Genomic DNA, 25235 nt, shown 5'->3' with positions numbered 1-25235 from the left:
ACTGTCCCGGCCCTACTTCGCCGGTAGTACGGGCGCCGACTGTGAACACGCCCTACCGGGCTATGACCCTGCGGGCACCTCGTACTGCTCGGCCATGTCCGACTCGGTGGCCTGACGCTGGATCACCAGGCCGCCGAGCGCCTTGGCGTCGGTCCGCAGGATGTAGGTCTTGCGGGTGGCGGGCTGGTCGAACTTGCTGAAGTTCATCGGTGTGCCGAAGCCGTCGTCGTAGGTGCTGCCGGAACGGTGCGCCTTGATGATCCCGGCGCGGCTCAGGTCCTTGGCCGTGCAGGCCTTCTTGAGCGCGTCGGTGAAGAAGGCGGCCGAGGTGTAGCCGTTGACGACCGCGTTGTCGCGCGGCTGGCCCGGGTACTTCTTGCCGTACGCGTCGGCCAGCTTCTTCTGGGCGGGAAGGTCCGCGCCGATCGGCGCCCCGGCGCTGGCGAGGTAGAAGTCCTTGAGCAGCGCGGGCGCCGCCGGGGTCTGCAGCAACTGCGGCGCGAAGCCGGAGTTGCTGGCCACGATCGGCACCATCATGCCCTTGGCGCGGGCGACGCCGGCGAGCGAGGCCGACTGCTTGGGCCCGGCGCTCATCAGGATCGCCTTCACCCCGGCGTTCCTGAGCGCGGCGACCTGGGCGCTCATGTCGTTGTCAGTGGCCTTGATCTTCTGCTCGACGAGGGGGAGGCCGAGCTTGCCCGCGGCGTACTTGGCACCGTGCAGCGCGCTCTCGCCGTAGTCGCCCTCGAAGTAGACGTGCCCGATCTTGTCGCCCTTCTCGACGCCCTTCTCCTTGGTGAGGAAGTCCAGGGCGTTGATCATGTCGATGTCGTACGTGGTTCCGCTGACCTGGATGGACTCGCTGCCCAGCAGCGTGGTCGACCAGGCCATCGGGACCACGAACATCTTGTCGCTGTTGATCCGGCCCTTGAGCGCGGTCACCATCGGGGAGCCGATGAACTGCGGGATCCCGACCACGTCGGCCTGGAGCTCGCTGTAGGCCGCCATCGCCCGCTGCACGTCGTAGCCGTGGTCGCGGACCACGACCTCCACCTTGCGGCCGCACACCCCGCCGGCCGCGTTGACCTCCTCGAAGTAGAGCTGCTGGGCCTGCGTCAGGCTCTTGCCCAGCGGGGCGTAGACGCCGGTGAGGTCGCTGACGATGCCGACCTTGATCTTGTCTGCGGTCACGCCGGGGCCGAGCTTGACGCCGTCCGAGCCGGTGCCGCCGGATCCGCCGGTGGCCTTGCTGCTGCACCCGGTGGCGGCGGCGAGCACGATCGCCAGCGCCGCCGTTGATCTGAGCACGGTGCGGTTCATGCTGGTTGTTCCTCTTTTTCGAGTCGGGGCAGGGTACGCGGGGCCCTGCGGGCGGTGACGACCATGCGGAGCCGGGTCCACAGGCCGAGCAGTCCGCCGGGCAGGAAGAGGACGACGGCGACGACGGCGGCGCCGTACAGGATGCGGGAGGCCTCGGCGGGCGAGACGCCGCCGGAGCCGGGTGCGGCGACCAGCGGGAGGCCGTCGCTGTAACGGGTGAGCAGCTGGGGCAGCAACGACACGAAGATCGCGCCGATCACCGCCCCGGCGGCGGTGCCCAGACCACCGATGACGATCATGGCCAGGTAGTCGAGGGACAGGAACATGCCGAAGTACTCGGGCACGGTCCGGCGGAAGATGAGGGCCAGCAGCGCTCCCGCCGTGCCCGCGTACATCGACGAGAGCACGAAGACGCCGGCCCGGTAGCGCGCCACCGGCACGCCCATCACCGACGCGGCGACCTCGTGGTCGCGGATGGTGTTGAGCGCCCGGCCCGGCCGGCCGCGCAGCACGCCGCGCGCGAGCCAGGCGGCGAGCGCGAGCAACACCAGCCCGAGGAACCAGAGCCGCTCCAGCGCGCCCAGCGGCACGTTGAAGACCACCAGCTCCGGCGAGTCGTCGAAGACGATCCCGGGCAGCTCCAGCGGCGGCACGTTCCGGCCGTTGAAGCCACCGGTGACGCTCTCGGCGTTGAACAGCACATGCTGCCCGATGAAGATCAGGGCGAGCGACGCGATGCCGAGATAGGTGCCGCGCAGCCGCCCCGCGATCGGGCTGAACAGCCCGCCCGCGATCCCGGCCATCACCACCGCGCCGGCGAACGCGACCGGCGTCGGCAGCCCGAGCCCGGTGAGCTTGGTGTCGGAGTCTGCCGCCAGGAACACGTATCCGTACGCGCCGACCGCGAGGAAGAACGCGTGCCCCATGGACAGCTGGCCGGTGGCGCCGGTCAGCAGGTTGAGCCCGATCGCGCCGATCGCCGCGGAGATCGCGAACAACCCGGTCTGCAGCCAGAACGAGTCGAGGTAGAACGGGAAGGCGAGCAGGACCGCCGCGCCCACCACCGCGAGCGGGACGGAGGGCCTGCGGAGGGCCGCCGACCGGTTGGAGGAGGCGGGCTTGGATGAGGCCGGCTTGGCTGAGGGCTGCCTGGCCTGTGCGGCGTCAGACACGGGTCAGCTCCCTCGTCCCGAAGAGCCCTGCGGGCCGGATGAGCAGGACCGCGAGCATGACCAGGAACGGCGCGACCTCGCCGATGCCGCGGCCCATGAACGCCAGGTCACCCTGGTAGCCGGTGACCAGCGACTCGGTGAGCCCGATGATCAGGCCGCCGGCCAGCGCCCCGGTGGTGGAGTCGAGCCCGCCGAGGATCGCGGCCGGGAAGGCCTTCATCGCCGCGAACGACGTGCTGCGGTCCAGGCCGGGCGTCGGGAAGACGGTCAGGAACAGCGCGGCCACGGCGGCCAGGGCCCCCGCCACCGCCCAGGCGCCCAGCGACACCCGGGAGAGCCGGATGCCCATCAGCGCCGCCGTCTCGCTGTCCTCGGCCGCCGCGCGCATCGCCACGCCCCACGAGGTGTAGCGGAAGGCGAGCAGGAACGCCGAGATCAGCACGGCCGCGGTGACCAGCGCCGCGATCCGGGTGTGCGCGATGCTGACCCCGCCGATGGTGTAGATCCCGTTCTGCCAGGGGTCGCCCAGCGTGAGGACCTCGGTGCCGATGCGCCGGGTCAGCTCGGTGGTGAGCATGATGTCCACGCCGATCGTGACGATCGCCAGCACGGCGTGGTTCTCGACCGTGGCGCGGCGCAGCACCAGGAACTCCACCAGCGCGCCCACGACGGCCGCGGTCGCGATTCCGGCGCCCAGCGCGGGCAGGAACCCGATGTCGTCGTGCAGGATCGCCGTCACGTACCCGCCGACCAGCAGCAGCGAGGCGTGCGCGAAGTTCACCACCTCGGTGGCCTTGAAGATGATCACGAAGCCGAGGGCGATCAGCGCGTACACCGATCCCACCGACAGCCCGTTGACCACCAGCTCGATGAAGGTCGTCAAGCCCGTTCCTCTGCTTTCTGCCGCGCGGCGTCCGCCGCCGTTTCCCCGGTGACCGCCAGCTCCCCGGCGTCGACGGTGTGCGCGGCGCCCAGATAGGCGCGGATCACCGCCGGGTCGCGCTGGACCTCGTCCGGCGTGCCGTCGGCGATCCGGCGGCCGAAGTCCAGGACCGTCACCCGGTCGGCGAGCTTCATGACCATGCCCATGTCGTGCTCGACGAGCAGGATCGACAGGCCGAGGTCGGCCCGCGCGGCGACGATGACCTCGGCCATCCGGCGCCTCTCGTCGCCGTTCATCCCGGCCACCGGCTCGTCCAGAAGGAGCAGGCTCGGTTCCATGGCCAGTGCCCGGGCCAGCTCGACCCGTTTCTGGACGCCGTACGGGAGCATCCCGACGGGGGCGTCCAGGTACTCGCTCACGCCGACGAACCGGGCGATCTCCCGGACCCGTCCCCGGTGCCGGGCGTCCTCGCGCCGCGCGCGGGGCAGCCGCAGGCCGGCCGAGGCGAATCCTGCCCGGGTCAGCCGATGCCGCCCGAGCATGAGGTTGTTCTCGACGCTCTGCCGTGACGACAGAGCGATGTTCTGGAACGTGCGGGCCACGCCCAGCGCCGCGATCTTGTGCGGCGACAGCGCGGTCAGCTCGGCGCCGGCGAACCGCACACTGCCCTCCGTGGCGCGATAGACGCCGGACAACACGTTGAAGCAGGTCGACTTGCCCGCCCCGTTCGGCCCGATGACGGCGTGCACGCTGCCCTCGGGCACCGCGAAGTCGACCGCGTCCAACGCCGTCAACCCGGCGAACCGCACCGTCAAGCCGTCCACGATGAGCTCGCTCACCCGGCCCACCTCTCCAGCGTCGGCGGGCGTTCGAGCCGCAACTCCTCGCCGGCCTCCGCCGCGCCGCCTTCCCCCTCGCCGCCTTCCCCCTTGATGGCGACGCCGAGGTAGCGGCGCCGGATCTCGTCACTGGCGGCCAGCTCGGCGGCGTCGCCGTGCAGGGTCACCTCGCCGACCTCCAGGACGTGCGCGGTGGCCGCCAGCTCCAGGGCGAGCGCCGCGTTCTGCTCGATGAGCAGCACGGCGGTGCCCTGCCGGTTGATCTCGATGATCGTCTCGCTGATCCGTTCGGCCATCAGCGGTGCCAGACCGAGCGTCGGCTCGTCCAGGAGCAGGACCTTCGGCCGGGCCATGAGCGCCCGTCCGATGGCCAGCATCTGCTGCTCGCCGCCCGACAACAGCCCGGCCCGCTGCTTGGCGCGTTCGGCCAGCACCGGGAACAGCTCCAGCACCCGCCCGCGCGCTTCGGCCACACCGGACCGGTCCGGCGCGCCCAGCGCACCGGCCTTGAGGTTCTCCTCGACGGAGAGCCGCCCGAACACCCGCCGGCCCTCGGGCACCTGCACCACCCCGGCCGCCACCACCGCCGACGGGCGCAGCCCGCTCAGCGTCCGGTCGCCCAGGCTGATCTCGCCGCCCTCCACCGCGCCGCGATGGAAGGACAACGTGCCCGAGATGGCCCTGAGCAGGGTGGTCTTGCCTGCTCCGTTGGCCCCGAGCACGGCCGTCACCGACCCCTCGGGCACCTCCAGGGACACCCGGCGCAACGCCCGGACGGCCTTGCCATAGCTGACCGAAAGATCGCGGACAGCGAGCGCTCCGCTCGCCATAGGCGCCTCCCATCGTCGTGTGGCACGCACCACAACATGGGAGACCGGACACCGTCCATGGGGCGTGGACAAGTCGGGGCGGGCGTCCAACGGAACAGCATTCGGGTTGTGCGGAGCGCACAGCATGCGGGTGAATCGGCCCTCACATCTAGTGATTCCATGGCGTCCCATGCCAAAGTGATGCCGGTCACCCATGGGAGGACGTCATGCCGTCTACCAGCACCGATGCCCTCGCAGCGCGCGTCCAGGACCCGGGCCTCAAGGCCGCCAACGCCCTCGCGGCCTCGGCGACCGGCGCGCTCCTGCTGCGCGTGCCCGACCTCACCGACCGCCTGGTCGCCGAGGTCCTGGCGGAGGACCCGGCGTACGGGGAGTTCGTGCCCAAGGACGAGTTCTGGGAGTCGGTCCGCGACAGCCTGGAGGCCGGTATCGAGCAGATGCGGCGAAAGGCCGCCGGTGAGCGCGCGGACCTCTCGGTCGCCGAACGCACCGGGCGGCGCCGCTGCGAGCAGGGGCTCCCGCTGGAGTCCCTCCTGCGCAGCTACCGGATGGGCGGCCGCATCATCTGGGAGGCCCTGATCCAGGTGGTCTCCGAAGAGGACCCCGACTCCCTCCAGGTACTGCTCCGCTACGCGAGCGCCGTCTGGCACACGATCGAGCAGCAGTCGACCGTCGTGTCCGAGTCGTACCGGCGGACGGAGTCCGAACTGCTCAGGCGAAGCAGCGAGCGGGTCCAGGCGCTCCTGGACGCCCTCCTCGAAGGCCGCGGCGCCGACCCCGGCCTCGCCAAGGCCGCCTCAGCGGCGCTCGACCTCCCCGAACACGGGCGCTACGCCGTCGTCGTCCTGCGGGTGTCCGTGCGCGACAGCGGCTTCGAACGCCCTGAGGAGATCGGCGGGATGCGCTTCGTCTGGCGGATGCGCACCGACGCCGAGGTGGGCGTCGTGTCCCTCGGCGAGCACGACGTCGAGGACGTCGTCACCGCTCTCCAGCCCCTGGTGCGCGGCGAGGCCGGGGTCAGTGCGGTCATCGAGGGCCTGGCGGGACTCGGCCGGGGCCGCTGGCTGGCGGAGGTCGCCCTCGGCACCTGCCGTCCGGGGGACCACCGGATCGTCCGGCTCGACAGAAATCTCCCGGCGGCCCTCGTCGTCGCCCAGCCCGAGCTCGGCGACCTGCTGGGCTCCCAGGTCCTCGGCCCGCTGGCCGAGCTCGACCCGTCCGACCGGGAGATCCTGCTGGAGACCCTCGCCACCTGGCTGGACTGCGAGGGCTCGGCCATCCACACGGCGAGCCGCCTCTACTGCCACCGCAATACGGTCTTCAACCGCCTCCGCCGCCTGGAGCAGCTGACGTCCCGCTCGCTGCACCGCCCGAGGGACGTCGTGGAACTCGCGCTGGCCCTCGACGCGGCCCGCCTGGTCCTCCCACGCCAAGGTTGATGTAACGGGCCTGGCGGGCGGACGGATCGGCACCCCGGACGCCGAGAAGGGCGCGTTCGAGGGCGGCGGCGGCACGGCGGCAGAACCGCTCGGGCTCGTCCGCGGCGTCCGGATGTTCGCCGACCAGCTCGTCGACGATGCCCTCGCGGAGCAGGTCGGCCGAACGAACGCCCTGGGCCTCGGCCATCTCGGGGGCGCGGCCGGGCGTCCGGTGGACGATGATCGAGGCGCCCTCGGGCGGCAGGGGCGACAGCCAGGCGTGGCTCGCGGCCAGCACGCGGTCGGCGGGGAGGAGGGCGAGCGCGGCGCCGCCCGTTCCCTCCCCCAGGAGAAGGCAGACGGTGGGCGCCGCAAGCGTGATCATGTCGGCCAGGCAGCGCGCGATCTCGCCTGCGAGTCCGCCCTCCTCGGCCTCCGCGGAGAGCACCGCGCCGGGGGTGTCGACCACGGTGACGAGCGGAAGGCCCAGCTCGGCCGCGAGGCTCATGCCACGGCGTGCGACGCGGAGCCCGGCGGGGCCGAGCGGGTGGCCCGTGCGCTGGCTGCGGCGGTCCTGGCCGACCAGGACGCACGGTACCGAGCCGAACCTGGCCAGGGCGAGGAGCAGTCCTGGATCCGCTTCGCCCTGGCCCGTGCCGGAGAGGGGCGTGACCCTGGTGGCCCCGTACCGGAGGAGCTCCCGGACTCCCGGCCGGTCGGGCTTGCGGGAACGTTCGATCGAGTCCCAGGCCGAGGACTCCGCCGTTCGTGCGGGCGCCTCGGCGATCAGCTCGGGATCGGACAGCGGACGGGTGCAGAGAACGTCCAGGGCGTCGGCGGCGACGTCCGGCAGTTCGTCCACCCCGACGACGGCGTCGACCAGGCCCTTGGCCGCGAGGTTCTCAGCGGTCTGGACGCCGGCCGGGAACGGCTCCCCGTGCAGCCCCTCGTAGACGCGGGGGCCGAGGAATCCGATCAACGCGCCGGGCTCGGCCGCGGTGACGTGGCCGAGCGATCCCCAGGACGCGAAGACGCCGCCGGTCGTGGGGTGTCTCAGATAGACGAGATAGGGCAGTCCGGCGGCACGGTGCCTTGTCACGGCGGCGGTGATGCGGGCCATCTGGGCGAACGCGATCGTGCCCTCCTGCATCCGCGTGCCGCCGGAGGAGGGTGCGGCGAGGAGCGGCAAGCCGCCGTCGGTGGCGCGTTCGATGGCGGCGACGATCCGGTCGGCGGTCGCGAGCCCGATCGATCCGGCGAGGAAGCGGAATTCCGACACCACGCAGGCCACGCGGCGGCCCCGGAGGCGGCCCTCCCCGGTGAGGACGGCCTCGTCGCATCCACTGCGTTCACGGGCGGCGGCGAGGGCGGCCGCGTAGGCGGACCCCGGCGCGGCGACCTCGGCGGGGGCGGTGTCCCAGGACCTCCAGCCGTCCTCGTCGAGTACGCGTCGCAGCAGGTCGCGCGCGCCCACCCGGGTCGTCCCTGCTGTCATGCCCACATCCTGTCAGCGGGCGCGCACGCCATGGCACCCCGGTCGGCGACAATGACCATGACGAGAATGGAGGACCCCGTGTCCGCTGAGCTCTGCTTCGCCTCTGCCCGTGACCTCGTCCGCCGGATCCGGGCCCGGGAACTGTCCGCGCGCGAGGTGACCGAAGCGCACCTGGCCCAGATCGAACGCACCAACCCGCAGGTGAACGCGATCGTCACGCTGCTCGCCGAGCAGGCTCTGGACCAGGCGCGGGCCGCCGACGAGGCCCTGATGTCCGCCGGCTATGCGGGCCGGTTGCACGGCCTGCCGGTGGCGCACAAGGACACCCACGAGACGGCGGGGATCCGGACGACCTGGGGTTCACCGCTGCTGGCCGACAACGTGCCGGTGCGCGACGAGCTGGTGATCGAACGGATGCGCGCCGCCGGGGTCATCACGCTCGGCAAGACCAACGTGCCCGAGTTCGCCGCCGGATCGCACACGTTCAACCCGATCTTCGGGGCGACGCTCAACCCGTACGACCCGAGCAGGTCCGCGGGCGGGAGCAGTGGCGGCGCGGCGGCGGCCCTGGCCTGCGGCATGCACGCCGTCGCGGACGGCAGTGACATGGGCGGCTCGCTCCGCAACCCCGCCTCGTTCTGCAACGTGGTCGGGCTGCGTCCGTCGCCCGGGCGGGTTCCGTCGTGGCCCGCCCTGGCGGCCTGGGCCACGATGTCGGTGCAGGGGCCGATGGCTCGCAGCGTCGGCGATGCCGCCCTGTTGTTGTCGGTCCTGGCCGGTCCCGACCCGCGGAGCCCGATCGCGCTGGAGACCCCCGGCGAGGTGTTCACCCGGCCGCTGGAACGTGACATGACCGGGCTCCGTGTGGCCTGGTCGCCCGACCTCGGCGGGCTCGCGCCGGCGGACCGGGAGGTCGTCGAGACGCTCGGATCGGCCGTGAAGGTCTTCGCGGATCTTGGCTGCGTCGTCGAGGAGGACTGCCCCGACCTGACGGGCGCGGACGAGGTCTTCCGCACCCTGCGGGCGTGGCAGTTCGAGCTCGCCCTCGGCATGCTGCCGGAAGCCGCGCTGAAGCGCTCACTCGTGGACAACATCGAGGTCGGCCGCGCGCTGACCGGGCCTGACATCGGCCGGGCCGAGGTGCTGCACACACGGCTGTTCCACCAGGTGCGGGAGTTCTTCGAGCAGTACGACGCCTTGCTGCTGCCGGTCAGCCAGGTCGTCCCGTTCGACACCGGGCTGGAGTACCCGGCCGAGGTCGCGGGCCGCCGGATGCGCGACTACCTGGAGTGGATGGCCTCCTCGTATCTCATCTCGGCGACGGGCTGCCCGGCGCTCTCGGTGCCGGGCGGCTTCACGCCGGGCGGGCTGCCGGTCGGCCTGCAGATCGTCGGCCCGCACCGGGCGGACTTCGCCGTTCTGCAGATCGGCCACGCCTTCGAGCAGGCCACCCACCACGCGGCCCGCCACCCGGCCCTCGCCGTGTGAACGCGAGCGCGGTGATCAGCGGGTCGGGCCGGCCCATGGTGACGCCCTCCTGCCTACTTGCCTTTCAGTGGCAGCCGCAGAACCAGCCGCGCACCCCCGTCGCTGTCGGCAGCCTCGAGCGTGCCGTCGTGCGCGGCGGCGATCTCCCGGGAGATCGGCAGCCCCAGCCCGGTGCCGCCGCTGTCGCGCTTGCGGCTCTCGTCCAGGCGCTGGAACCGCCGGAACACCAGCTCCCGGTCCTGGACGGGGATGCCCGCGCCGTCGTCGGACACCTCCAGCACCGCCGTGTCCTCCTCTGCGCGCACCGTCACCCGCACCAGCGAGGCTGCGTGGCGTTCGGCGTTGTCGAGCAGATTGGTGAGCAGCCGGACCAGGTGCATCTGGGTGCCCTCGACGATGACGCCCTCGTCCGCCTCCACCTCGATCGGCACCCGCCGGCGGCGCCGTGCCGCCTCGGTGTGAGCGAGATCGCCCAGATCGACCGGCCGGCGGTCCAGCCGCAGCCCGGCCTCCAGCTTGGCCATGATCAGCAGGTCGGTGACGATGTTCTGGAGCCGGTCGGCGTCGCCGAGCGCGGCCCGGGCGACCGCCGGCCAGTCCTCGTCCTCGGGGTGTTCCAGCGCCACCTCGAGCTGGGCGCGCAGGCCGGTGAGTGGGCTGCGCAGCTCGTGGGAGACGTCCGCGACGAACCCCCGCTGCCGCTCGACCACGCCCTCCAGGCGGCGCAGCGTCCGGTTGATCGAGTCGGCCAGCTCCGACACCTCGTCGGCGGTGTCGGGCACGGTCACCCGCCGGATCGGTTCCCCTCCGGTGATCGCCGCCAGCTCGGCGCTCATCACGCACACGGGCCGCGTCGCCCGCCGGACCGCGCGCCGGACGGCCACGCCGACCACGCAGGAGATCAGCACCACCGAGACGCCGAGCGCGCCCAGGAAGAACCCCCGGGCATGGTCCAGATCGGCCATCGGGGAGCCGACGTGGATCGTCCGCCAGCCACCCGGCGCCCGCACCCGCTCGCTCACGATGTAGACCCGGCTCGACACGCCCGGCACGGTGATGGTCTCCGACTGCCGCTCACGCTCCTCGGACGGGCGGCGCGCGGTCATCGCGGGATGGCCGGCGAGGATCGGGCTCGACGCGACGACCACACCTTGGTCGTCCACCACCTGGATCAGGGAGAACCCGGTCACCTCCGGGGCCAGCACGGCCGGCGGGTCGGACCGCTGGAGGTCATCCTCAAGAAGCTTGATGGCCACGGCACCGCGTTCGTGCAGCCCCTCGTAGAGTGCGTGGCGGACCGTGACGTAGAACACCGTGACGCCGAGGATCAGCAGGGTGCCCGCGACGGCGATCGACACCGCCGTCACCCGGGTCTGCAGCGACCAGCGCGATGGACGCCAGCGCACCCTCTGGACGCGCATTCCCGCGGCGACCCCCTCCCCAGCACGCCGTACAGCGTCCACGCGGGGGGCCTGCGCGGAATGAACCTGTAAAACGATCAGCCCAACTGGTTCTTACCGAACGGTGCGCGGCGAAACCTGAGCCGATGCCCGCGCGCCCGGCGCCTCCCACCCCTGGGGTGCCGTCCGCGCGGACATCGCCTTCGGTGCCGCCAACCGTTCCCGGTCCCGCCCGCCGAGGAGGGTCCGGCGGGACCGGCCCGGTTGCCGATCTGCTTAGTACTCTGCACGCCCTCTGTGCACAGGGTGAAACATCAAAGTAAAGATCACGTTTCCTGTCGGGCGGGGCGGATTCGGCGCTGGTCAGTCGAGTGTGACAGGGCCCACAGGCCCGTCCAGACGGGCGATCAGCGCGATTCCCGGCCCCTTCCGCACGGTCAGCCGGGCACCGAGGGCGGCCAGCGCGCCGCGCACGGACTCGGGGTCGGGATGGACCGCCTCGAACGAGAGCAACGGCACCACCGGCAGCGCACCCGCCGGATGATCCGTCTCACCCCAGTCGATCAGGAACGGCAGCACGCCCGTCCGCGGTGGGGTGAGCCGCCAGCTCAGCAGCTCGCCGTCGGGCCGTAGCCGGGACATGCCGGCGGATGGTCCGGGGTCGTGTCCCGCCGCCCGTGCCCGTTCGACGCTCGCGTCCAGCTCGGTCGTGCCCGCCGCCCAGGCCACCAGCGCGGGAGCGGTGAGATCGTCGATCCCGAACGGCCGGGGCCCCTCAGGGTCGGCCTGGTCCGGATCCGGCCCGATGACCTCCAGATACGCGTTACCGCCGAGCCCCAGCAGGTGGTTGCGGGTGCCGAGACCCGGATGGGGGCCGCCTTCGACCGGCGTCACGCCCGTACGGGCCGCGATGTCCGACACCGCCGCCTTCAGATCCGGGGTCGCGTAGACGAGATGGTCAAGGACGAGATCCGTCATCGTTCTCCCACTCAGGTATGCGTTACTCAGGCACGCATTCGGCACTCAGGTACGCCAGATGAGGACGAGAGCGCAGTCGTCGTCGCGGGCGGCGTGCATGCGTTCGACGAGCTCCTTGGCGCCGACGCGGAATCCCTCGGGGACCAGCCGTTCGGCCTCGCCCAGGAGCCGGTCGATGCCCGCGTCCAGGTCGCGGCCCGGGGTCTCGACCAGGCCGTCGGTGTAGAGCAGCAGCGCGTCGCCGGGGCGCAGCAGGCCTTGCTCGGGCTCGGACCGCAGGTCGGGGACGACCCCGAGCACCACGCCCTTGGCGGAGCTGACCTGCCACGTGCCGCTGCCCGCGTCGAACTGGACGGCGGGCGGGTGCCCGGCGGACGCCACGCGGTACTCGCCGGTGGCCAGATCGATCACCAGGTGCACCGCCGTGACGAAGCCCTCGTCCCAGCGTTGCCGCTGCAGATAGGCATTGCACGCCGGAAGGAAACGGTCACTCTGGATCGATCCAAGCAAGCCGCCGAAAGCGCCGGACAACATCAGCGCGCGGGTGCCGGCGTCGGTGCCCTTGCCCGAGACGTCCACCAGCGCTACTTCGAGGGTGTCGCCGTCGCAGGTGGAGACCACGAAGTCGCCGCCGAACGACGATCCGCCCGCCTGCAACATCACCACCTGGGAATCCCAGCCCTCGGGGAGCTCGGGCATCTGGCCCTGCCGCCGTAGCCGGTCGCGCAGCTCCAGCAACATGGAGTCGCCGCGCAGTCCCTGCACGCCGAGCTGCTGCCGGGTGCGGGCGAGCGTGACGGCGAGCACCGTGGTGATGACCAGCGTCGCGATCATCCCCGGCCCGACGGCGGAACGGTCGTCCCACGCGTTGTAGACCACCATGACCAGGACCACGCCGAGCAACGCCAGCAGGGTGCGCACCTTGAGCAGCAGACCGCCGCCGAGCACGGTCAGCACGAGCGCGCCGGACGGCGCCCACCCACTCGAGTCAGTGGCGGCGAGCCCCACGACCATCGTGAGCACCGCGAGCGCCACGAACACATAGCGTTCCCGGGTCAGCTTCCCCTGCCGGAGCCACCTGTAGATGCGCACGAGTATGGGAATCCTGCGCAGGAAGGCACGCACTCGTGGCGGAAGCAGGTGGACCAGACGTTGCAGCATGACTCCGGAACTGTATCGAGCATCTGCGCCGATCGAGGGGCATCCGCGCCACCCATGACTCTTCGCGATGATCCAGACACGCGAAGTCAGCGATCCGGGCCCTGCTCTTGCGCCGGACCCCGCTCCGTGGTGTCCAATGGTGGTCTGAGTGACCGGGAGGTGCGCCACGTGGGTCAACCTGGCATGCGGATCACTGTCGACGCGGCGATGCGGGCACGGGATGTGTCCCGGCCCCGCGCCGAGGGCGAGGAACCGCCCGCGAACGCCGCCGGCGCGCCGAAGAACGCCGAAAGCACCAAACCCACCAAGCCCCCGAAGGGGGAACGCCGCCGGCTGGGCAAGCGCGGCGCACCCCCTCGGCGCACCTGACCCTCGCGGGTCAGCCTTCGCTCGGTAGCGGCGGAAGCTCGCCGGTGTCCTCGTACTCGCTGAGCATCGTGATGCGGCGGGTGTGCCGCGGCTCCTCGGAGTAGGGCGTGCCGAGGAAGATCTGGACGAACCGGGTCGCGGTGTCGTAGTCGTGCTGGCGGGCGCCGATGCTGATGACGTTGGCGTCGTTGTGCTCCCGGGCGAGCTTCGCGGTCTCCTCGTTCCAGACCAGCGCGGCACGGACGCCCTTGACCTTGTTGGCGGCGATCTGCTCGCCGTTGCCCGAGCCACCGATCACGATGCCGAGGCTGCCCGGCTCGGCGGCGACCTTCGTCGCGGCCCGCAGCACGAACGGCGGGTAGTCGTCGACGGCGTCGTAGAGGAACGCCCCGCAGTCGACGGCATCGTGGCCGTTCGCCTTCAGCCAGGAGACCAAGTGCTCCTTCAACTCGAAGCCGGCATGGTCGGTTCCAAGAAACACGCGCATGACGCCGATTCTCCCAGGCGGGCCGGGCGGGCCGGCGCCCGGGTCACCGCGGCGGCTGCAGCCCGTCGTCCGTCCTGGTCTCCGTGCTCGCGGGAGGGGTCTGCCCGGGCGCCTTGGGCTCGTCCTGTGCCGCCTCCGAGCGTTCCGGCGTGTCGTCGGCGGGCTCAGGCGCCGGAGTGTCCTCGGTGGCCTTCTCAGGCTCCGCAGGAGGCGTGATGGGGGGCGCGGGAGGCTCAGCGGCGGGCGGCTGCGGCTGGTACCCGGGCTGCTGGGCGTATCCAGCAGGCCCGGCAGGTCCTGCCGGGGCGGCGGCCTGTCCTGGGCCGCCGCTCCACGGCGGCTGCGGCTGGCCGGATCCGTACGGCTGGCCCGGCGCGTAGGGCTGGCCTGGTGCATAGGCCTGGCCTGGCGCGTACGGCTGCCCGGCCGCACCCGACTGACCGGGCCCACCCGACTGACCGGGCATCCCGGACTGTCCAGGTACTCCCGGCTGACCAGGCGCCCCAGGCTGACCGGGCATGTAGGGCGGCTGAGCGGGTGGCACGTACGGCATCGCGGCGGGGTGACCCGCGGGGATCGGCTGCGGCCCTCCCGGCGCGGAAGCACCGGGCTGGCCGGGCTGCATCGCGCCCGCACCTGCCTTGGGGCGGGTCATCAGGTAGCCGACCAGCGCGCCGACACCCGCCAGCCAGCCGAACAGCAGCCCGAACGTCCCGCCACGCGCCATCACCAGCCAGTAGACGGACGTGTTGCCGAAGTCGGTCGGGTAGTCGAGAACGATCTTCTGGAGCACGCCGTTCACGAACCCGGAAAAGCCACCGGCGACCACCGTCGCCCACCAGCCCAGCACCACCACGTTCATGGCGCCGCGGTCGGGGTTGATCGTCCGGGCGGCCGCGAAGACCAGGGCCGCCAGCACCACGAACATCAGCAGGATGCTGAGGTCCTGGACCGCGACCCACGTGAAGTCACGGAACCGGCCCTGGCTCGTCAACCTCCAGTTGGGATAGAACAGCCAGTTCAGCAGCGGGCTGAAAAAGCCGCTCTCGCGTGCCAGGTCGGATCTGATGAACTTGTCGTAGACCCACTGGTTCCCGAGGAGCAGAGCGATCAAGGCCATCGGGCCCACCGCGCCTATGAGGGTTCCCAGCACCCGCCGCGTCGTCATGGCGCGCAGGTTAATCGGGATCACGCAGCGTCGCTAGACCCCACTGCCAGACCGGCCCGCCCCACTGCCAGACCGCACCGTCAGACCGGCACGCCGGGAAAGCGGAACTCCGGGTCGACCTGGGTCTCCAGATCTTCACCCACGGCCCGGTTGGCCCAGCTGCGCGCGTTCTTCACGTGGAACTCGACGGCCTGCCGCTGGAACTTGTCCCAGTCCTTCGTGCAGGCGTCCACCGCCGACCGCATCCGGTCGAGCGCCGCCTCGTTGTCCGTCTCCAGGCCGACGCCCTCGCGCCCCTGCTCCAGGGCGCGGACGGCGCTGGACTGGCCGAGCCAGGTCAGCAGGTCGTCGCCGACGTGCTCGCGCAGGTACGCGACGTCCTCGTCGCTCTGCACCTTGTTGCCGACGACCTTGATGGCGACGTCGTAGTCGCGCGCGTATTCGGTGTACTGCTTGTAGACGCCGACGCCCTTCCGGGTCGGCTCTGCCACCAGGAACATCAGGTCGAACCGCGTGAAGAGCCCGGAGGCGAACGTGTCGGCGCCCGCCGTCATGTCCACGACCACGTACTCCCCGGGCCCGTCGGCCAGGTGGTTGAGGTAGAGCTCCACCGCGCCGGTCTTGGAGTGGTAGCAGGCCACCCCGAGGTCGTCGTCGTTGAACGGGCCGGTCGCCATCAACGTGGCGCCGTAGGTGGCGTCGTCGCCGGCACCGCCCACAGCGATGTCCTGACCGAGGGCGTGGATCGGATCGTCGCCGCCCAGGCTCAGCAACCGCGAACCCGTCCCGGCCGGGGTCGTCTTCACCATGCTGGCGGCGGACGCGATACGCGGGTTGTCACCGCGAAGGTATTCCTTGATCTCGGTGAGCCGCTCGCCCATGGCCGGGATCTTGGCCGCGCGGTCCTCGTCGAGGCCGAGCGCCACCCCGAGATGCTGGTTGATGTCGGCGTCGACCGCGACCACCGGCAGCCCCTGGGCGGCCAGGTGCCGCACGAAGAGGGACGACAGGGTGGTCTTGCCGCTGCCGCCCTTGCCCACGAACGCAACCTTCACGAAAGCCCCCGATCGGAATATGAAAACCGTTGCCACTTTCAGGAGACACGAGTCTCCCGAAGAGGCGAGACGGAAGCAAGCAGAATCCCCGCTTTGCTTTATTTAGACAGTCAGCTGTGCCGGATTGCGGGATCGAACCCGAACGGCAGCTCCAGCCGGTGCGCGGCCAGCAGCTCCTCGTCGGAGAGAAGCTCCAGGGTCGGCCCATCAGCGACGATCACGCCGCCTGACAGGATCAGCGAGCGGGGGCAGAGCTCCGCCGCGTACGGCAGGTCGTGCGTGACCATCAGGACGGTGACGTCCAGGCCCAGCAGGATCTCGGCGAGCTCGCGGCGGCTGGCCGGGTCGAGGTTGGAGGACGGCTCGTCCAGGACGAGGATCTCCGGCTCCATGGCCAGCACGGTCGCGACGGCCACACGGCGGCGCTGGCCGAAGCTGAGGTGCTGCGGCGGCCGGTCGGCGACGTCCTGCATACCGACCCTGCTCAATGCGCCGGCCACCCGGCGGTCCAGCTCGGCGCCGCGTACGCCGAGGTTGGCCGGGCCGAACGCGACGTCCTCGCGGACCGTGGGCATGAAGAGCTGGTCGTCGGGGTCCTGGAAGACGATGCCCACCCGGCGCCGGATCTCCCGCAGGCCCTGCTTGTCCTTGGGGTCCACCGCGAGCCCGCCGACGTGGACGCTGCCGAGGCCGCCGTACAGGATGCCGTTGAGGTGCAGGACGAGCGTGGTCTTCCCCGCACCGTTGGGGCCGAGCAGCGCCACCCGCTCGCCGCGCCCGATCGTCACGTCCACGCCGTAGAGGGCCTGCGTCCCGTCCGGATAGGCGTAGGCGAGGCCCTTGATCTCAAGCGAGGCGGCGGTCGTCACGGCGCCAGTATCCAGGAGGCGACGGCGATCAGGGCCGCCGCCCCGGGCAGCACGGCCGCCGCCGTCCACTGGCGGACCGTGGCCGTGCCCTCGTTGAGGACGGGCATACGGCCGTCGTAGCCACGGCTCAGCATCGCGAGATAGACGCGTTCGCCGCGTTCGTACGAGCGCAGGAAGAGGGCGGCGACCGAGCGGGCGAGCACGGTGACGTCCCGGAAGCCGCGCGCCTCGAACCCCCGGGACGCCCGCGCCACCCGCATCCGCCGCATCTCCCCCACGATCACGTCGAGGTAGCGGAGCATGAACGTGGCGATCTGGGTGAGCAGGGCGGGCATCCGCAGCCGCTCCAGGCCGAGCAGCAGCGCCCGCGGCTCGGTGGTGGCACCCACGAGGATCATGGCCACGGCGCCGAGGCTGGCCTTGGCGAGAATGTTCCACGCCGACCACAGCCCGCTGTGGCTCAGCCCTACGCCGAGCACCTCGATCCGTGGGCCATGCGCCACGAACGGCAGAAGCAGAGCGAACGCCACGAACGGCAACTCGATCGCCATCCGCCGCAGGACGAATCCGGGCGGCACCCTCGCGAAGGCGGCGACGAACGCGAGCAGCAGCGCGTACAGGCCGAACGCCCACATCTGCTCCTGCGGCGTCGCCACCACGGCGAACACGAACGCGACGACGGCGACGAGTTTGCACTGCGGCGGCAGCCCGTGAACGCCCGATGTGCCCGCGCGATAGAGCGGATGCGCGTGTCCAGCGCCCACTAGCCGGCCGACGACCGACGGCGCACGACCCAGAACAGGCCCCCACCGACGGCGAGCGTCAGCCCGACGCCGATGACACCGGCGAGGCCGCCCGACAGCCGTTCGTTGTCGACACCCTTCACGCCGTAGTCACCAAGCGGCGAGTCTTTGAACTGGTGGTCCTTCTCCTGGGACGCGAAACCCTTGTCCTCGGCGACCTTGGTGAGGCCGTCAGGAGAGGCGCTGGCGTAGAAACTGACGAACCCGGCGATGATGACCGCCACCAGCAGGAAGACGAAGAAGAAACGTTTGGTCATGCCGAGACACCTCCAGCGGCGGGCGTGTCCACGGGCAAGTCGGCGTCGTTCCGCAGTTGGAGTGGCGCAGCGGGTGTGAGGGTGACGCCGTGCACGAGGTCGGGCCGGACGGCGGCGATCGAGCCGACCGTCACGGCGGTGATCACGCCCTCGCCGATGCCGATCAGGACGTGCACGCTGATCATGGCGGTGGCCACCGCGCCCAGCGAGAGGTCCGCGGTGCCGCCGAGGGCGAAGAGGCCGACGAACGCGAGCGCGGACGCGGGCACCGACACCAGCGCCCCGGAGAACGAGGCGATGGTGACGCTGCTTCGGTTCTTCGGCAGCACGGCCATGAGCAGGCGGAAGATCCCGTAGCCGACGGCCACGCTGACGATGCCCATGAGTGTGACGTTGATGCCGTACGCGGTGACGCCTCCGTCAGCGAAGAACGTCTGTACCAGCAGGACCACGGATATACAGAGCACGCCCGTATACGGCCCCACCAGGATGGCCGCCAGCGCGCCGCCCATCAGATGCCCGCTGGTCCCGGCACCGACCGGGAAGTTGATCATCTGCGCCGCGAAGATGAACGCCGCGGTGAGACCCGCCAGCGGGGCCGTGCGGTCGTCGAGTTCGCGGCGGGCACCCTTGAGGCAGAGCCCGATGCCCGCCGCGGCCACGACACCGGCGCCGATCGAGACCGGCGCGTCGAAAAATCCGTTCGGTACGTGCACGCACCTCACCGTCCTACCTGTTTAGCCTTCCACAGCCCCCGCCCGCCCACCCCAACGGACAAGCTGCGCTTGGCTGTACTGGATAGGACCAGTTTGGGGGCGTAACCGTCGCAGTTGCAAGTTCGTCGCAACAACAAAAGTGGCGCGAAAAGGCCGTGATCAATTCAATCCCGGACCTCCGCTCAGTCGAAGATAGGCTCCCGCGTCCGGGTGCGCTTCAGCTCGAAGAAGCCATCGGTCTGCGCCACCGCGAGCACGCCGTCCCACAGCTTCGCCGCGGCCTCACCGCGCGGGATCGGGGTCACCACGGGGCCGAAGAAGGCATGCCCGGCGACCGAGATCACCGGCGTGCCGACCTCCTCGCCGACCCGGTCGATGCCGTCCTTGTGGGAGGCGCGCAGGGCCTCGTCGTACTCGGTGGAGTCGGCGGCGTCGGCCAGCGCCGGGTCGAGGCCGGCCGCGGTCAGGGCGGCCTCGATGGTCTCCCGGTCGTACTGCTGCTTCTGGTTGTGGCGGCGGGTGCCCAGCTCGGTGTAGAGGCGGCCGAGCACCTCCGGGCCGTACTTCTGCTCTGCGGCGATGCAGACCCGCACCGGGCCCCAACCCGTAGCCAGCAGATCCTTGTACTTCTGCGGCACATCCTTGCCCTCGTTGAGGACGGACAGGCTCATCACGTGCCAGCGCGTCTCGATCTGCCGGAGCTTCTCGACCTCCAGCACCCAGCGCGAGGTGATCCACGCCCAGGGGCACAACGGGTCGAACCAAAAGTCCACGGGCTCACGGGGTTCCTGCGTCAACGCCATCTCTCCTCGGGGCAGATCATCGTTTACCAAGCTCAACCCTGCAGGACAGCTGTCGATTCCCCCTCGAAAACCACTTCCCTCCGAACCTGTGGCCGTGCCAGCCGCACCTGGCCCCCGGCAGGTTGGTAGACATGGGGGAGCCAGGTTTATGACGACCCCAGGTTTATGACGACCAAGGAGTACATGTGGCAGGCAACCTCACGCGCGACGAGGCGCGGGAAAGGGCCCGGCTGCTCACCGTCGAGTCGTACGCGGTGGAGCTGGACCTGACCACCGGTGAGGAGCGCTTCGGCTCCACCACCCTCATCCGGTTCGGCTGCGCCGAGCCGGGGGCCTCGACCTTCGTCGATCTGCACGGCGCCGTGGTGCGTGAGGTCACGCTCAACGGAACCGCGCTCGACCCGGGCACCTATGACGCCGAGAAGGGCCGTATCCCGCTGCCCTCGCTGGCCGCCGACAACGAGCTGCGCGTCGTCGCCGACGCCACGTACTCCCGCTCCGGCGAGGGGCTGCACCGCTTCGTCGACCCCGTCGACCAGAGCGTGTACCTCTACACGCAGTTCGAGACGGCCGACGCGCACCGGATGTACACCTGCTTCGACCAGCCCGACCTCAAGGCCACGTTCGAGCTGAGCGTGACCTCGCCGAGCGGCTGGCAGGTGATCACGAACGAGGCCTTCGATGTCAACGGGGTGCGCACGGGGACGTGGCACTTCCCGCCGACGCCGAAGATGTCGACCTACATCACCGCGCTGATCGCCGGGCCCTACCACGTGGTCACCGACGAGTACCGGCGCGCGGACGGCAGCGTCATCCCGCTGGGTGTCTTCTGCCGCGCCTCGCTGGCCGAGCACCTGGACGCCGACGCGATCATCGACGTCACCCGGCAGGGCTTCGACTTCTTCGAGAAGGTCTTCGACCAGCCGTACCCGTTCAGCAAGTACGACCAGCTCTTCGTGCCCGAGTTCAACACGGGCGCCATGGAGAACGCCGGCGCCGTCACGTTCCTGGAGGACTACGTCTTCCGGTCGCGGGTGACGGATGCGGCGTACGAGCGGCGCGCCGAGACGATCCTGCACGAGATGGCGCACATGTGGTTCGGTGACCTGGTCACCATGCGCTGGTGGGACGACCTGTGGCTGAACGAGTCGTTCGCCACGTACATGAGCGTGCTCTGCCAGGCCGAGGCCACCAAGTGGACCAGTTCCTGGACGACGTTCGCCAACCTGATGAAGGCCTGGGCCTACCGCCAGGACCAGCTGCCGTCCACGCACCCGATCTCCGCCGACATCCCCGACATCCGGGCGGTCGAGGTCAACTTCGACGGCATCACCTACGCCAAGGGCGCCAGCGTCCTGAAGCAGCTGGTCGCCTACGTCGGCCGCGACAACTTCCTGGAGGGCGTGCGGCGGTACTTCCAGCGGCACGCGTGGGGCAACACGGTCCTGTCCGACCTGCTGGACGCGCTGGAGGAGACGTCCGGCCGCGACCTGGCCTCCTGGTCGAAGGAGTGGCTGGAGACCGCCGGGGTCAACACGCTCCGCCCGGTCTACGAGGTCGACGGCGACGGCAACTTCACCTCGTTCGACATCCTCCAGGAGGCCAAGCCCGACTACCCGACGCTGCGCTCGCATCGCGTCGCGATCGGCCTCTATGACCGCGTGGGCGACGGGATCATCCGGCGTGAGCGGGTCGAGCTCGACATCATCGGGGGCCGGACCGCCGTCGCCGAGCTCGTCGGCAAGAAGCGCCCCGACCTGGTTCTGGTGAACGACGACGACCTCACGTACTCCAAGATCCGGCTGGACGAGCACTCGCTGCGCACGCTGGTCGAGGGCATCGGCGAGATCAAGGACGGCCTGCCACGGGCACTGTGCTGGTCGGCCGCGTGGGACATGACCCGGGACGCCGAGATGGCCACCCGCGACTACGTCAAGCTCGTCGTCAGCGGTATCCGCGGCGTCACCGACATCTCGGTGGCGCAGACGCTGCTGCGCCAGGCCCGGACGGCCGTCAGGCAGTACGGCGACCCGGGGTGGCAGCCCCAGGGCCTGGAGCTGATGGCCGACTCCCTCCTCGAACTGGCGCAGCAGGCCGAAGCGGGCTCGGACTTCCAGCTCGCCTACGTGCAGGCCTTCACGGCGGTCGCGGCGAACGACGCCCACCTGGCCTATGTCGCCGGCCTGCTCGACGGCTCCACGGTCCTGGAGGGGCTGAAGGTCGACACCGAGCTGCGCTGGGCGCTGCTCCGCCGCCTGGTCGTCATGGGCAGGGCCGGCGTGCCGGAGATCGACGCCGAGCTCGCCCGCGACGCGACCGCGGCGGGCGAACGCCACGCGGCGGCCTGCAACGCGGCGATCAACACGGCCGAGGCCAAGGCTGCGGCCTGGGAGAAGATCGTCTCCGGTGAGCTGCCGAACGCGGTGTTCAGGGCGACGCTGGGCGGGTTCACCGAGCCCGACCACCTGGAGCTGCTGCGGCCGTACGCGGACCGGTACTTCGCCGAGGTCGGCCGGATCTGGAAGGAGTGGAGCAGCGACATGTCCCAGACGTTCGCCGAGGTCGCCTACCCCTACCTGATCATCGAGCAGGGCACGATCGACAGGACCGACGCCTACATCGCTGAGAACGAGCCGCCGGCCGCGCTGCTCCGGCTGCTCTCGGAGGGCCGCGACGGCGTCGCCCGCGCCCTGCGCGCACGCGCCAAGGACGCGTCGGCCACCTAGTGCGCGTCTGGTGACCCACGGAAACCCCTGTGATCATGCGATCGTTGCCAAGTCGAGGGCATGGTCACAGGGGTCCCGGGCGAAGGGGTGGATGTGGAGACTGCGCGGGACGTTCTGAAGGTGCTGGCCGGCCGCTGCGCGTTCGGTGACATCGAGGCGCTCACGCCCCTCGCCGTGCCCAAGGAGCAGGTGGCGCCGCTGGCGGCGCTCTGCGCCTTCGGGCAGCGCGTCCTCGACCTGGACGCCGAGGACTTCGGCATGCCCGAGGACGTCGGCGAGGTGCCCAAGGATCTGCTGGACCGCGCGCGGGCCAGCAGGATGCCGCAGACGCCGAAGGAACAGCCGCGCGGGGCCCTGGCCAGCCTGCGGCCGGCGTACGCGCTCCTTCTCGAGGTCATCGAGATCCGGTGGCGCCGCCGGGAGATGGCCGCGCTCGTCGCGGCCGTCCACATCGCCAGCGAATACCTGCCCATGCTCGCCTGGGAGCCGGTCCTCGGCCACGCCGGCGACCCGGCGCTGATCGGCACCGCGGTGACCGGGGAGGGCAGCCGGTTCGGCGTGCCGATCGAGCCCGGGTCCGCACGGCTCTGCGATCACACCCGGCCGGAACGTTCCGCGTGCGAACGGACGCTGCGGGTCTCGAACGAGCCGGGCCCGGGATGGCGCGCCTACCTGGACCGCCAGCACAGCCAGGTCTCCCAGGCCCTCGGCGACTGCGCCGCCCGCTGCCGTACCCCCTGCTCGGTGATGTCCCGGATCGACGAACCGGTGCGGGCGCGCCTCACCGCCCGCTGCAAGCTCGCGGCCGACTTCACCGACAGCGCCCTGGTCAGGCTGCGGCACGCGGCTCCGGTCGGGCACGGCTTCGGGGTGCCGTCGCCGGAGGAGGTCGAGACGGCCTGGGCGCGCTCGCGGGCCTCGTTGCGCCACCAGCCTCTCGGAAAGGCGGCGCTCGACGGCGCCACGGACGGCGGCTACCCGCTGCCCGGGCTGCCCGCGATCTTCTCGGCGATCGCCGGGGCGCCGATCGTGCCGGACGGGCTGCTGCGCGAGGTCACCACCCGCATCACCGCCAGTCTCTGAGCGGTTCGATCGCGGTCTCGACGCCGCGGTGCCCGGGCAGGTCGTCGATGTGGACGGGATCGCCTCCGGCGCCGGCCAGGGGGACGCGCCAGTTGGGGTACTCGTCGGTCGTGCCGGGCTGGTTCTGGGTGCGGCGTTCCCCCACGGCGTCGGCGAGCGAGATCCCGAGGAGACGGGCGGGCGTACGGGCCAGGAAACCGTGCAACGCCGCCACCACCTGCTCGTCGTACTCGGTGGAGCCCTGGTCGAGCGCCTTCATGATCGTGGTGGGCGGCACCTGGAGCAGCCCCTCGGCGTGCAGCAGGTCGAGCCAGTCCGCGAGCCCTCGCCGGTGCTCGTCCTCCTCGACCTCCAGCTCCCTGGTGAGCAGGCCGAGGCGGGCACGGAGGTCGAGGTGGTCGCCGTGCAGAATGCCGGTGATCGGCGGCATGTCGTGCGTGCCGACGGTGGCAAGGGAGAGCTCACGCCACCGCTCCGGCCTGCGGGGACAGCCCTTCCCGTCGCGTTCGAACCAGAGCAGCGAGGTGCCGAGGATCCCGCGCCGGGCAAGGTCCTCGCGCAGGCCCGGCTCGACCGTGCCGAGATCCTCCCCGATGATCACGGCGCCGGTCCGGGCCGCCTCGGCGACGAGACAGGCGAGCAGGGCGTTCCGGTCGTACGAGACGTACGTGCCCTCGGCCGGGGAGCGCCCCTCGGGCACCCACCAGAGCCGGGACACCTGCATGGCGTGGTCCAGCCTCAGCCCGCCGCCGTGCCGGAGCGCCGCCGCCAGCATCTCTCGGAACGGGGCGTAGCCGGCCTCCGCGAGCCGCCGGGGGTGCCAGGGCGGTTGGCCCCAGTCCTGGCCGCGCTGGTTGAACTCGTCCGGTGGCGCGCCGACGCTGATGCCGTGCGCGAACAGCGACCTGTACATCCACGCGTCGGCGCTGCCCTGGCTGACGCCCACCGCGAGATCGTGCACGATCCCGATCGGCATTCCGGCGGCGCGTGCCGCCTCCTGCGCGTGCCCGAGCTGCTCGTCGAGCTGCCACTGCAACCATGTGTGGAAGCCGGCGCGGTCGGCGAGCCGCTGGGCGGCCATGGTCACGGCGGAGCTGTCCGCGTCGCGCAGTTCCACGGGCCAGCGGCGCCAGTCGGTCCCTTGCTCCTCGGCCAGCGCGCACCACGTCGCGAAGGCGGTCAGGGACGAGCCCTCACGTTCGCGGAACCGTTCGTAAGCCTGCTGCCGGGAGGCAGAGCCCGGCAGCCGGTAGATCAGTTCGAGCGCCGTCTGCTTGGCCGCCCAGACGGCGTCGCGGTCGATGGTCTCGCCGCGTTCGCCCAGGGCCGCCAGATGCGCGACGCGTTCCCGTTCCAGGGCGGGCAGGCCGGCGTACTCCGGAACGTCTTCCACCCGCAGGTAGAGCGGGCTCGCGAAGCGGCGGCTCATCGGCGAGTAGGGCGACGGTGCGATCGGCGGCGCGGGCTCGGTCGCGTGCAGTGGGTTGACCAGGACGAATCCCGCGCCCAGCCCTCCGCTCCAGGACGCGAGATCGGCCAGGTCGCGAAGGTCCCCCATCCCCCATGAGCGGCCGGAACGCACGGAGTACAGCTGCACCGTGAACCCCCAGGCTCGCGGGGTCTGAGCAAGGCGCTCGGGCGTGGACGGCGGGGCGGCGGTGGCCGGCAGGGCGAAGGCAGCCGGCGAAGCGGGGGCGGCCCGTTCGTGCGCTCTCAGGCGCGCCAGCTCGTCCCGTACCGCCGCTGGGCTCGACGCGTCCACGCCCAGGGCGGCCAGCACGGCCACGAGGGTGTCGCGGGAGACCGCAGTCTCGTGGCCGCGCCAGTCGGTGTAGCGAGTGGAGACGCTGTGCGCCTCGGCCAGGGAGTTCAGATCCTCGTCCACCACGCTCCGACCATTCCCCGAGAAGCCGGA

At 71.2% G+C, this 25235-nt stretch carries 23 protein-coding genes; 5 read left to right on the top strand and 18 right to left on the bottom strand.

The window, feature by feature from the left end; genetic code table 11:
• Window positions 1-60: 60 nt before the first annotated feature.
• From F8566_RS21055 to F8566_RS21035, 5 genes are read right to left on the bottom strand one after another with little or no spacing between them, the layout of a single operon-like run.
• Window positions 61-1320: an ABC transporter substrate-binding protein gene (locus F8566_RS21055; protein WP_151562381.1), complete on the bottom strand. Its 1260-nt coding sequence runs from the start codon at window positions 1318-1320 to the stop codon at window positions 61-63.
• Entirely contained in the window at window positions 1317-2492 is a 1176-nt protein-coding gene (locus F8566_RS21050; RefSeq protein ID WP_151562379.1) for a branched-chain amino acid ABC transporter permease, read from the bottom strand. Before F8566_RS21050 ends, F8566_RS21055 begins: the two co-directional genes overlap by 4 nt.
• Window positions 2485-3375, bottom strand: coding sequence for a branched-chain amino acid ABC transporter permease (locus tag F8566_RS21045; protein ID WP_151562377.1), 891 nt, complete (start codon window positions 3373-3375; stop codon window positions 2485-2487). The genes F8566_RS21050 and F8566_RS21045 overlap by 8 nt, the downstream gene beginning before the upstream one ends.
• Window positions 3372-4214: an ABC transporter ATP-binding protein gene (locus F8566_RS21040; protein WP_151562375.1), complete on the bottom strand. Its 843-nt coding sequence runs from the start codon at window positions 4212-4214 to the stop codon at window positions 3372-3374. The genes F8566_RS21045 and F8566_RS21040 overlap by 4 nt, the downstream gene beginning before the upstream one ends.
• Window positions 4211-5044 carry an ABC transporter ATP-binding protein gene (locus F8566_RS21035; protein ID WP_151562373.1) on the bottom strand — a complete coding sequence of 278 codons (834 nt, stop codon included), beginning with the start codon at window positions 5042-5044 and terminating at the stop codon, window positions 4211-4213. The genes F8566_RS21040 and F8566_RS21035 overlap by 4 nt, the downstream gene beginning before the upstream one ends.
• 206 nt (window positions 5045-5250) lie before the next feature.
• On the opposite strand from F8566_RS21035, the gene F8566_RS21030 reads away from it, so the two are divergent.
• Window positions 5251-6483 (top strand): PucR family transcriptional regulator, encoded by a 1233-nt coding sequence (locus F8566_RS21030; RefSeq protein ID WP_151562371.1) that lies wholly within the window; start codon window positions 5251-5253, stop codon window positions 6481-6483.
• Here the strand turns inward: F8566_RS21030 and F8566_RS21025 are convergent.
• Window positions 6365-7957 (bottom strand): carboxyl transferase domain-containing protein, encoded by a 1593-nt coding sequence (locus F8566_RS21025; RefSeq protein WP_151562369.1) that lies wholly within the window; start codon window positions 7955-7957, stop codon window positions 6365-6367. The genes F8566_RS21030 and F8566_RS21025 overlap by 119 nt on opposite strands.
• A gap of 66 nt (window positions 7958-8023) precedes the next feature.
• Between F8566_RS21025 and F8566_RS21020 the strand changes: the two genes are divergently transcribed.
• Window positions 8024-9445 carry an amidase gene (locus tag F8566_RS21020; RefSeq protein WP_404800326.1) on the top strand — a complete coding sequence of 474 codons (1422 nt, stop codon included), beginning with the start codon at window positions 8024-8026 and terminating at the stop codon, window positions 9443-9445.
• A 53-nt stretch (window positions 9446-9498) separates the two neighbouring features.
• On the opposite strand, the gene F8566_RS21015 is transcribed toward F8566_RS21020, so the two are convergent.
• The 3 genes from F8566_RS21015 to F8566_RS21005 all read right to left on the bottom strand — a co-directional run bounded on the left by F8566_RS21015 (window position 9499) and on the right by F8566_RS21005 (window position 12984).
• Window positions 9499-10866, bottom strand: coding sequence for a sensor histidine kinase (locus tag F8566_RS21015; RefSeq protein ID WP_151562363.1), 1368 nt, complete (start codon window positions 10864-10866; stop codon window positions 9499-9501).
• Between the two features lie 342 nt (window positions 10867-11208).
• Complete coding sequence (locus F8566_RS21010) at window positions 11209-11823, bottom strand: VOC family protein (protein WP_151562361.1); 615 nt, start codon at window positions 11821-11823, stop codon at window positions 11209-11211.
• 45 nt (window positions 11824-11868) lie between these two features.
• The gene (locus F8566_RS21005; protein ID WP_151562359.1) at window positions 11869-12984 is read right to left on the bottom strand and encodes a PP2C family protein-serine/threonine phosphatase; all 1116 of its coding nucleotides are present in this window, start codon (window positions 12982-12984) and stop codon (window positions 11869-11871) included.
• Window positions 12985-13152: 168 nt separating this feature from the next.
• On the opposite strand from F8566_RS21005, the gene F8566_RS21000 reads away from it, so the two are divergent.
• Window positions 13153-13353 (top strand): hypothetical protein, encoded by a 201-nt coding sequence (locus F8566_RS21000; protein WP_151562357.1) that lies wholly within the window; start codon window positions 13153-13155, stop codon window positions 13351-13353.
• 10 nt (window positions 13354-13363) lie between these two features.
• Here the strand turns inward: F8566_RS21000 and F8566_RS20995 are convergent, their stop codons facing one another.
• From F8566_RS20995 to F8566_RS20965, 8 genes are all read right to left on the bottom strand, one after another.
• On the bottom strand, window positions 13364-13840 hold the full coding sequence (locus F8566_RS20995) for a ribose-5-phosphate isomerase (RefSeq protein WP_151562355.1): 477 nt from the start codon (window positions 13838-13840) through the stop codon (window positions 13364-13366).
• 43 nt (window positions 13841-13883) lie between these two features.
• Entirely contained in the window at window positions 13884-15008 is a 1125-nt protein-coding gene (locus tag F8566_RS20990) for a hypothetical protein (protein ID WP_151562353.1), read from the bottom strand.
• Between the two features lie 80 nt (window positions 15009-15088).
• Window positions 15089-16063: an ATP-binding protein gene (locus F8566_RS20985; RefSeq protein WP_192809782.1), complete on the bottom strand. Its 975-nt coding sequence runs from the start codon at window positions 16061-16063 to the stop codon at window positions 15089-15091.
• Between the two features lie 110 nt (window positions 16064-16173).
• Window positions 16174-16932 (bottom strand): energy-coupling factor ABC transporter ATP-binding protein, encoded by a 759-nt coding sequence (locus F8566_RS20980; protein ID WP_151562351.1) that lies wholly within the window; start codon window positions 16930-16932, stop codon window positions 16174-16176.
• The gene (cbiQ, locus tag F8566_RS20975) at window positions 16929-17696 is read right to left on the bottom strand and encodes a cobalt ECF transporter T component CbiQ (protein ID WP_151562349.1); all 768 of its coding nucleotides are present in this window, start codon (window positions 17694-17696) and stop codon (window positions 16929-16931) included. The genes F8566_RS20980 and cbiQ overlap by 4 nt, the downstream gene beginning before the upstream one ends.
• Window positions 17696-17992, bottom strand: a complete 297-nt coding sequence (locus F8566_RS51400) for a PDGLE domain-containing protein (RefSeq protein WP_225993368.1) — start codon at window positions 17990-17992, stop codon at window positions 17696-17698. The genes cbiQ and F8566_RS51400 overlap by 1 nt, the downstream gene beginning before the upstream one ends.
• A complete protein-coding gene (locus F8566_RS20970) occupies window positions 17989-18708 on the bottom strand; it encodes an energy-coupling factor ABC transporter permease (protein ID WP_225993367.1) in 720 nt (239 codons plus the stop codon). Before F8566_RS20970 ends, F8566_RS51400 begins: the two co-directional genes overlap by 4 nt.
• 182 nt (window positions 18709-18890) lie before the next feature.
• Window positions 18891-19511, bottom strand: a complete 621-nt coding sequence (locus F8566_RS20965) for a mycothiol-dependent nitroreductase Rv2466c family protein (protein WP_151562347.1) — start codon at window positions 19509-19511, stop codon at window positions 18891-18893.
• A gap of 185 nt (window positions 19512-19696) precedes the next feature.
• Here F8566_RS20965 and pepN point away from each other — a divergent pair, with 185 nt between their 5' ends.
• Window positions 19697-22237: an aminopeptidase N gene (pepN, locus tag F8566_RS20960; RefSeq protein ID WP_151562345.1), complete on the top strand. Its 2541-nt coding sequence runs from the start codon at window positions 19697-19699 to the stop codon at window positions 22235-22237.
• 93 nt (window positions 22238-22330) lie between these two features.
• Entirely contained in the window at window positions 22331-23320 is a 990-nt protein-coding gene (locus F8566_RS20955) for a hypothetical protein (RefSeq protein WP_151562343.1), read from the top strand.
• On the opposite strand, the gene malQ is transcribed toward F8566_RS20955, so the two are convergent.
• The gene (gene malQ / locus F8566_RS20950) at window positions 23304-25208 is read right to left on the bottom strand and encodes a 4-alpha-glucanotransferase (protein WP_151562341.1); all 1905 of its coding nucleotides are present in this window, start codon (window positions 25206-25208) and stop codon (window positions 23304-23306) included. The genes F8566_RS20955 and malQ overlap by 17 nt on opposite strands.
• Between the last annotated feature and the right edge of the window lie 27 nt (window positions 25209-25235).

Origin of the sequence: Actinomadura rudentiformis, from assembly GCF_008923185.1 — a bacterium.
GTDB classification, from domain to species: domain Bacteria; phylum Actinomycetota; class Actinomycetes; order Streptosporangiales; family Streptosporangiaceae; genus Spirillospora; species Spirillospora rudentiformis.
The sequence above is the reverse complement of the archived record's forward strand: the minus strand, read 5'-3'. Positions and strand labels throughout refer to the sequence as shown.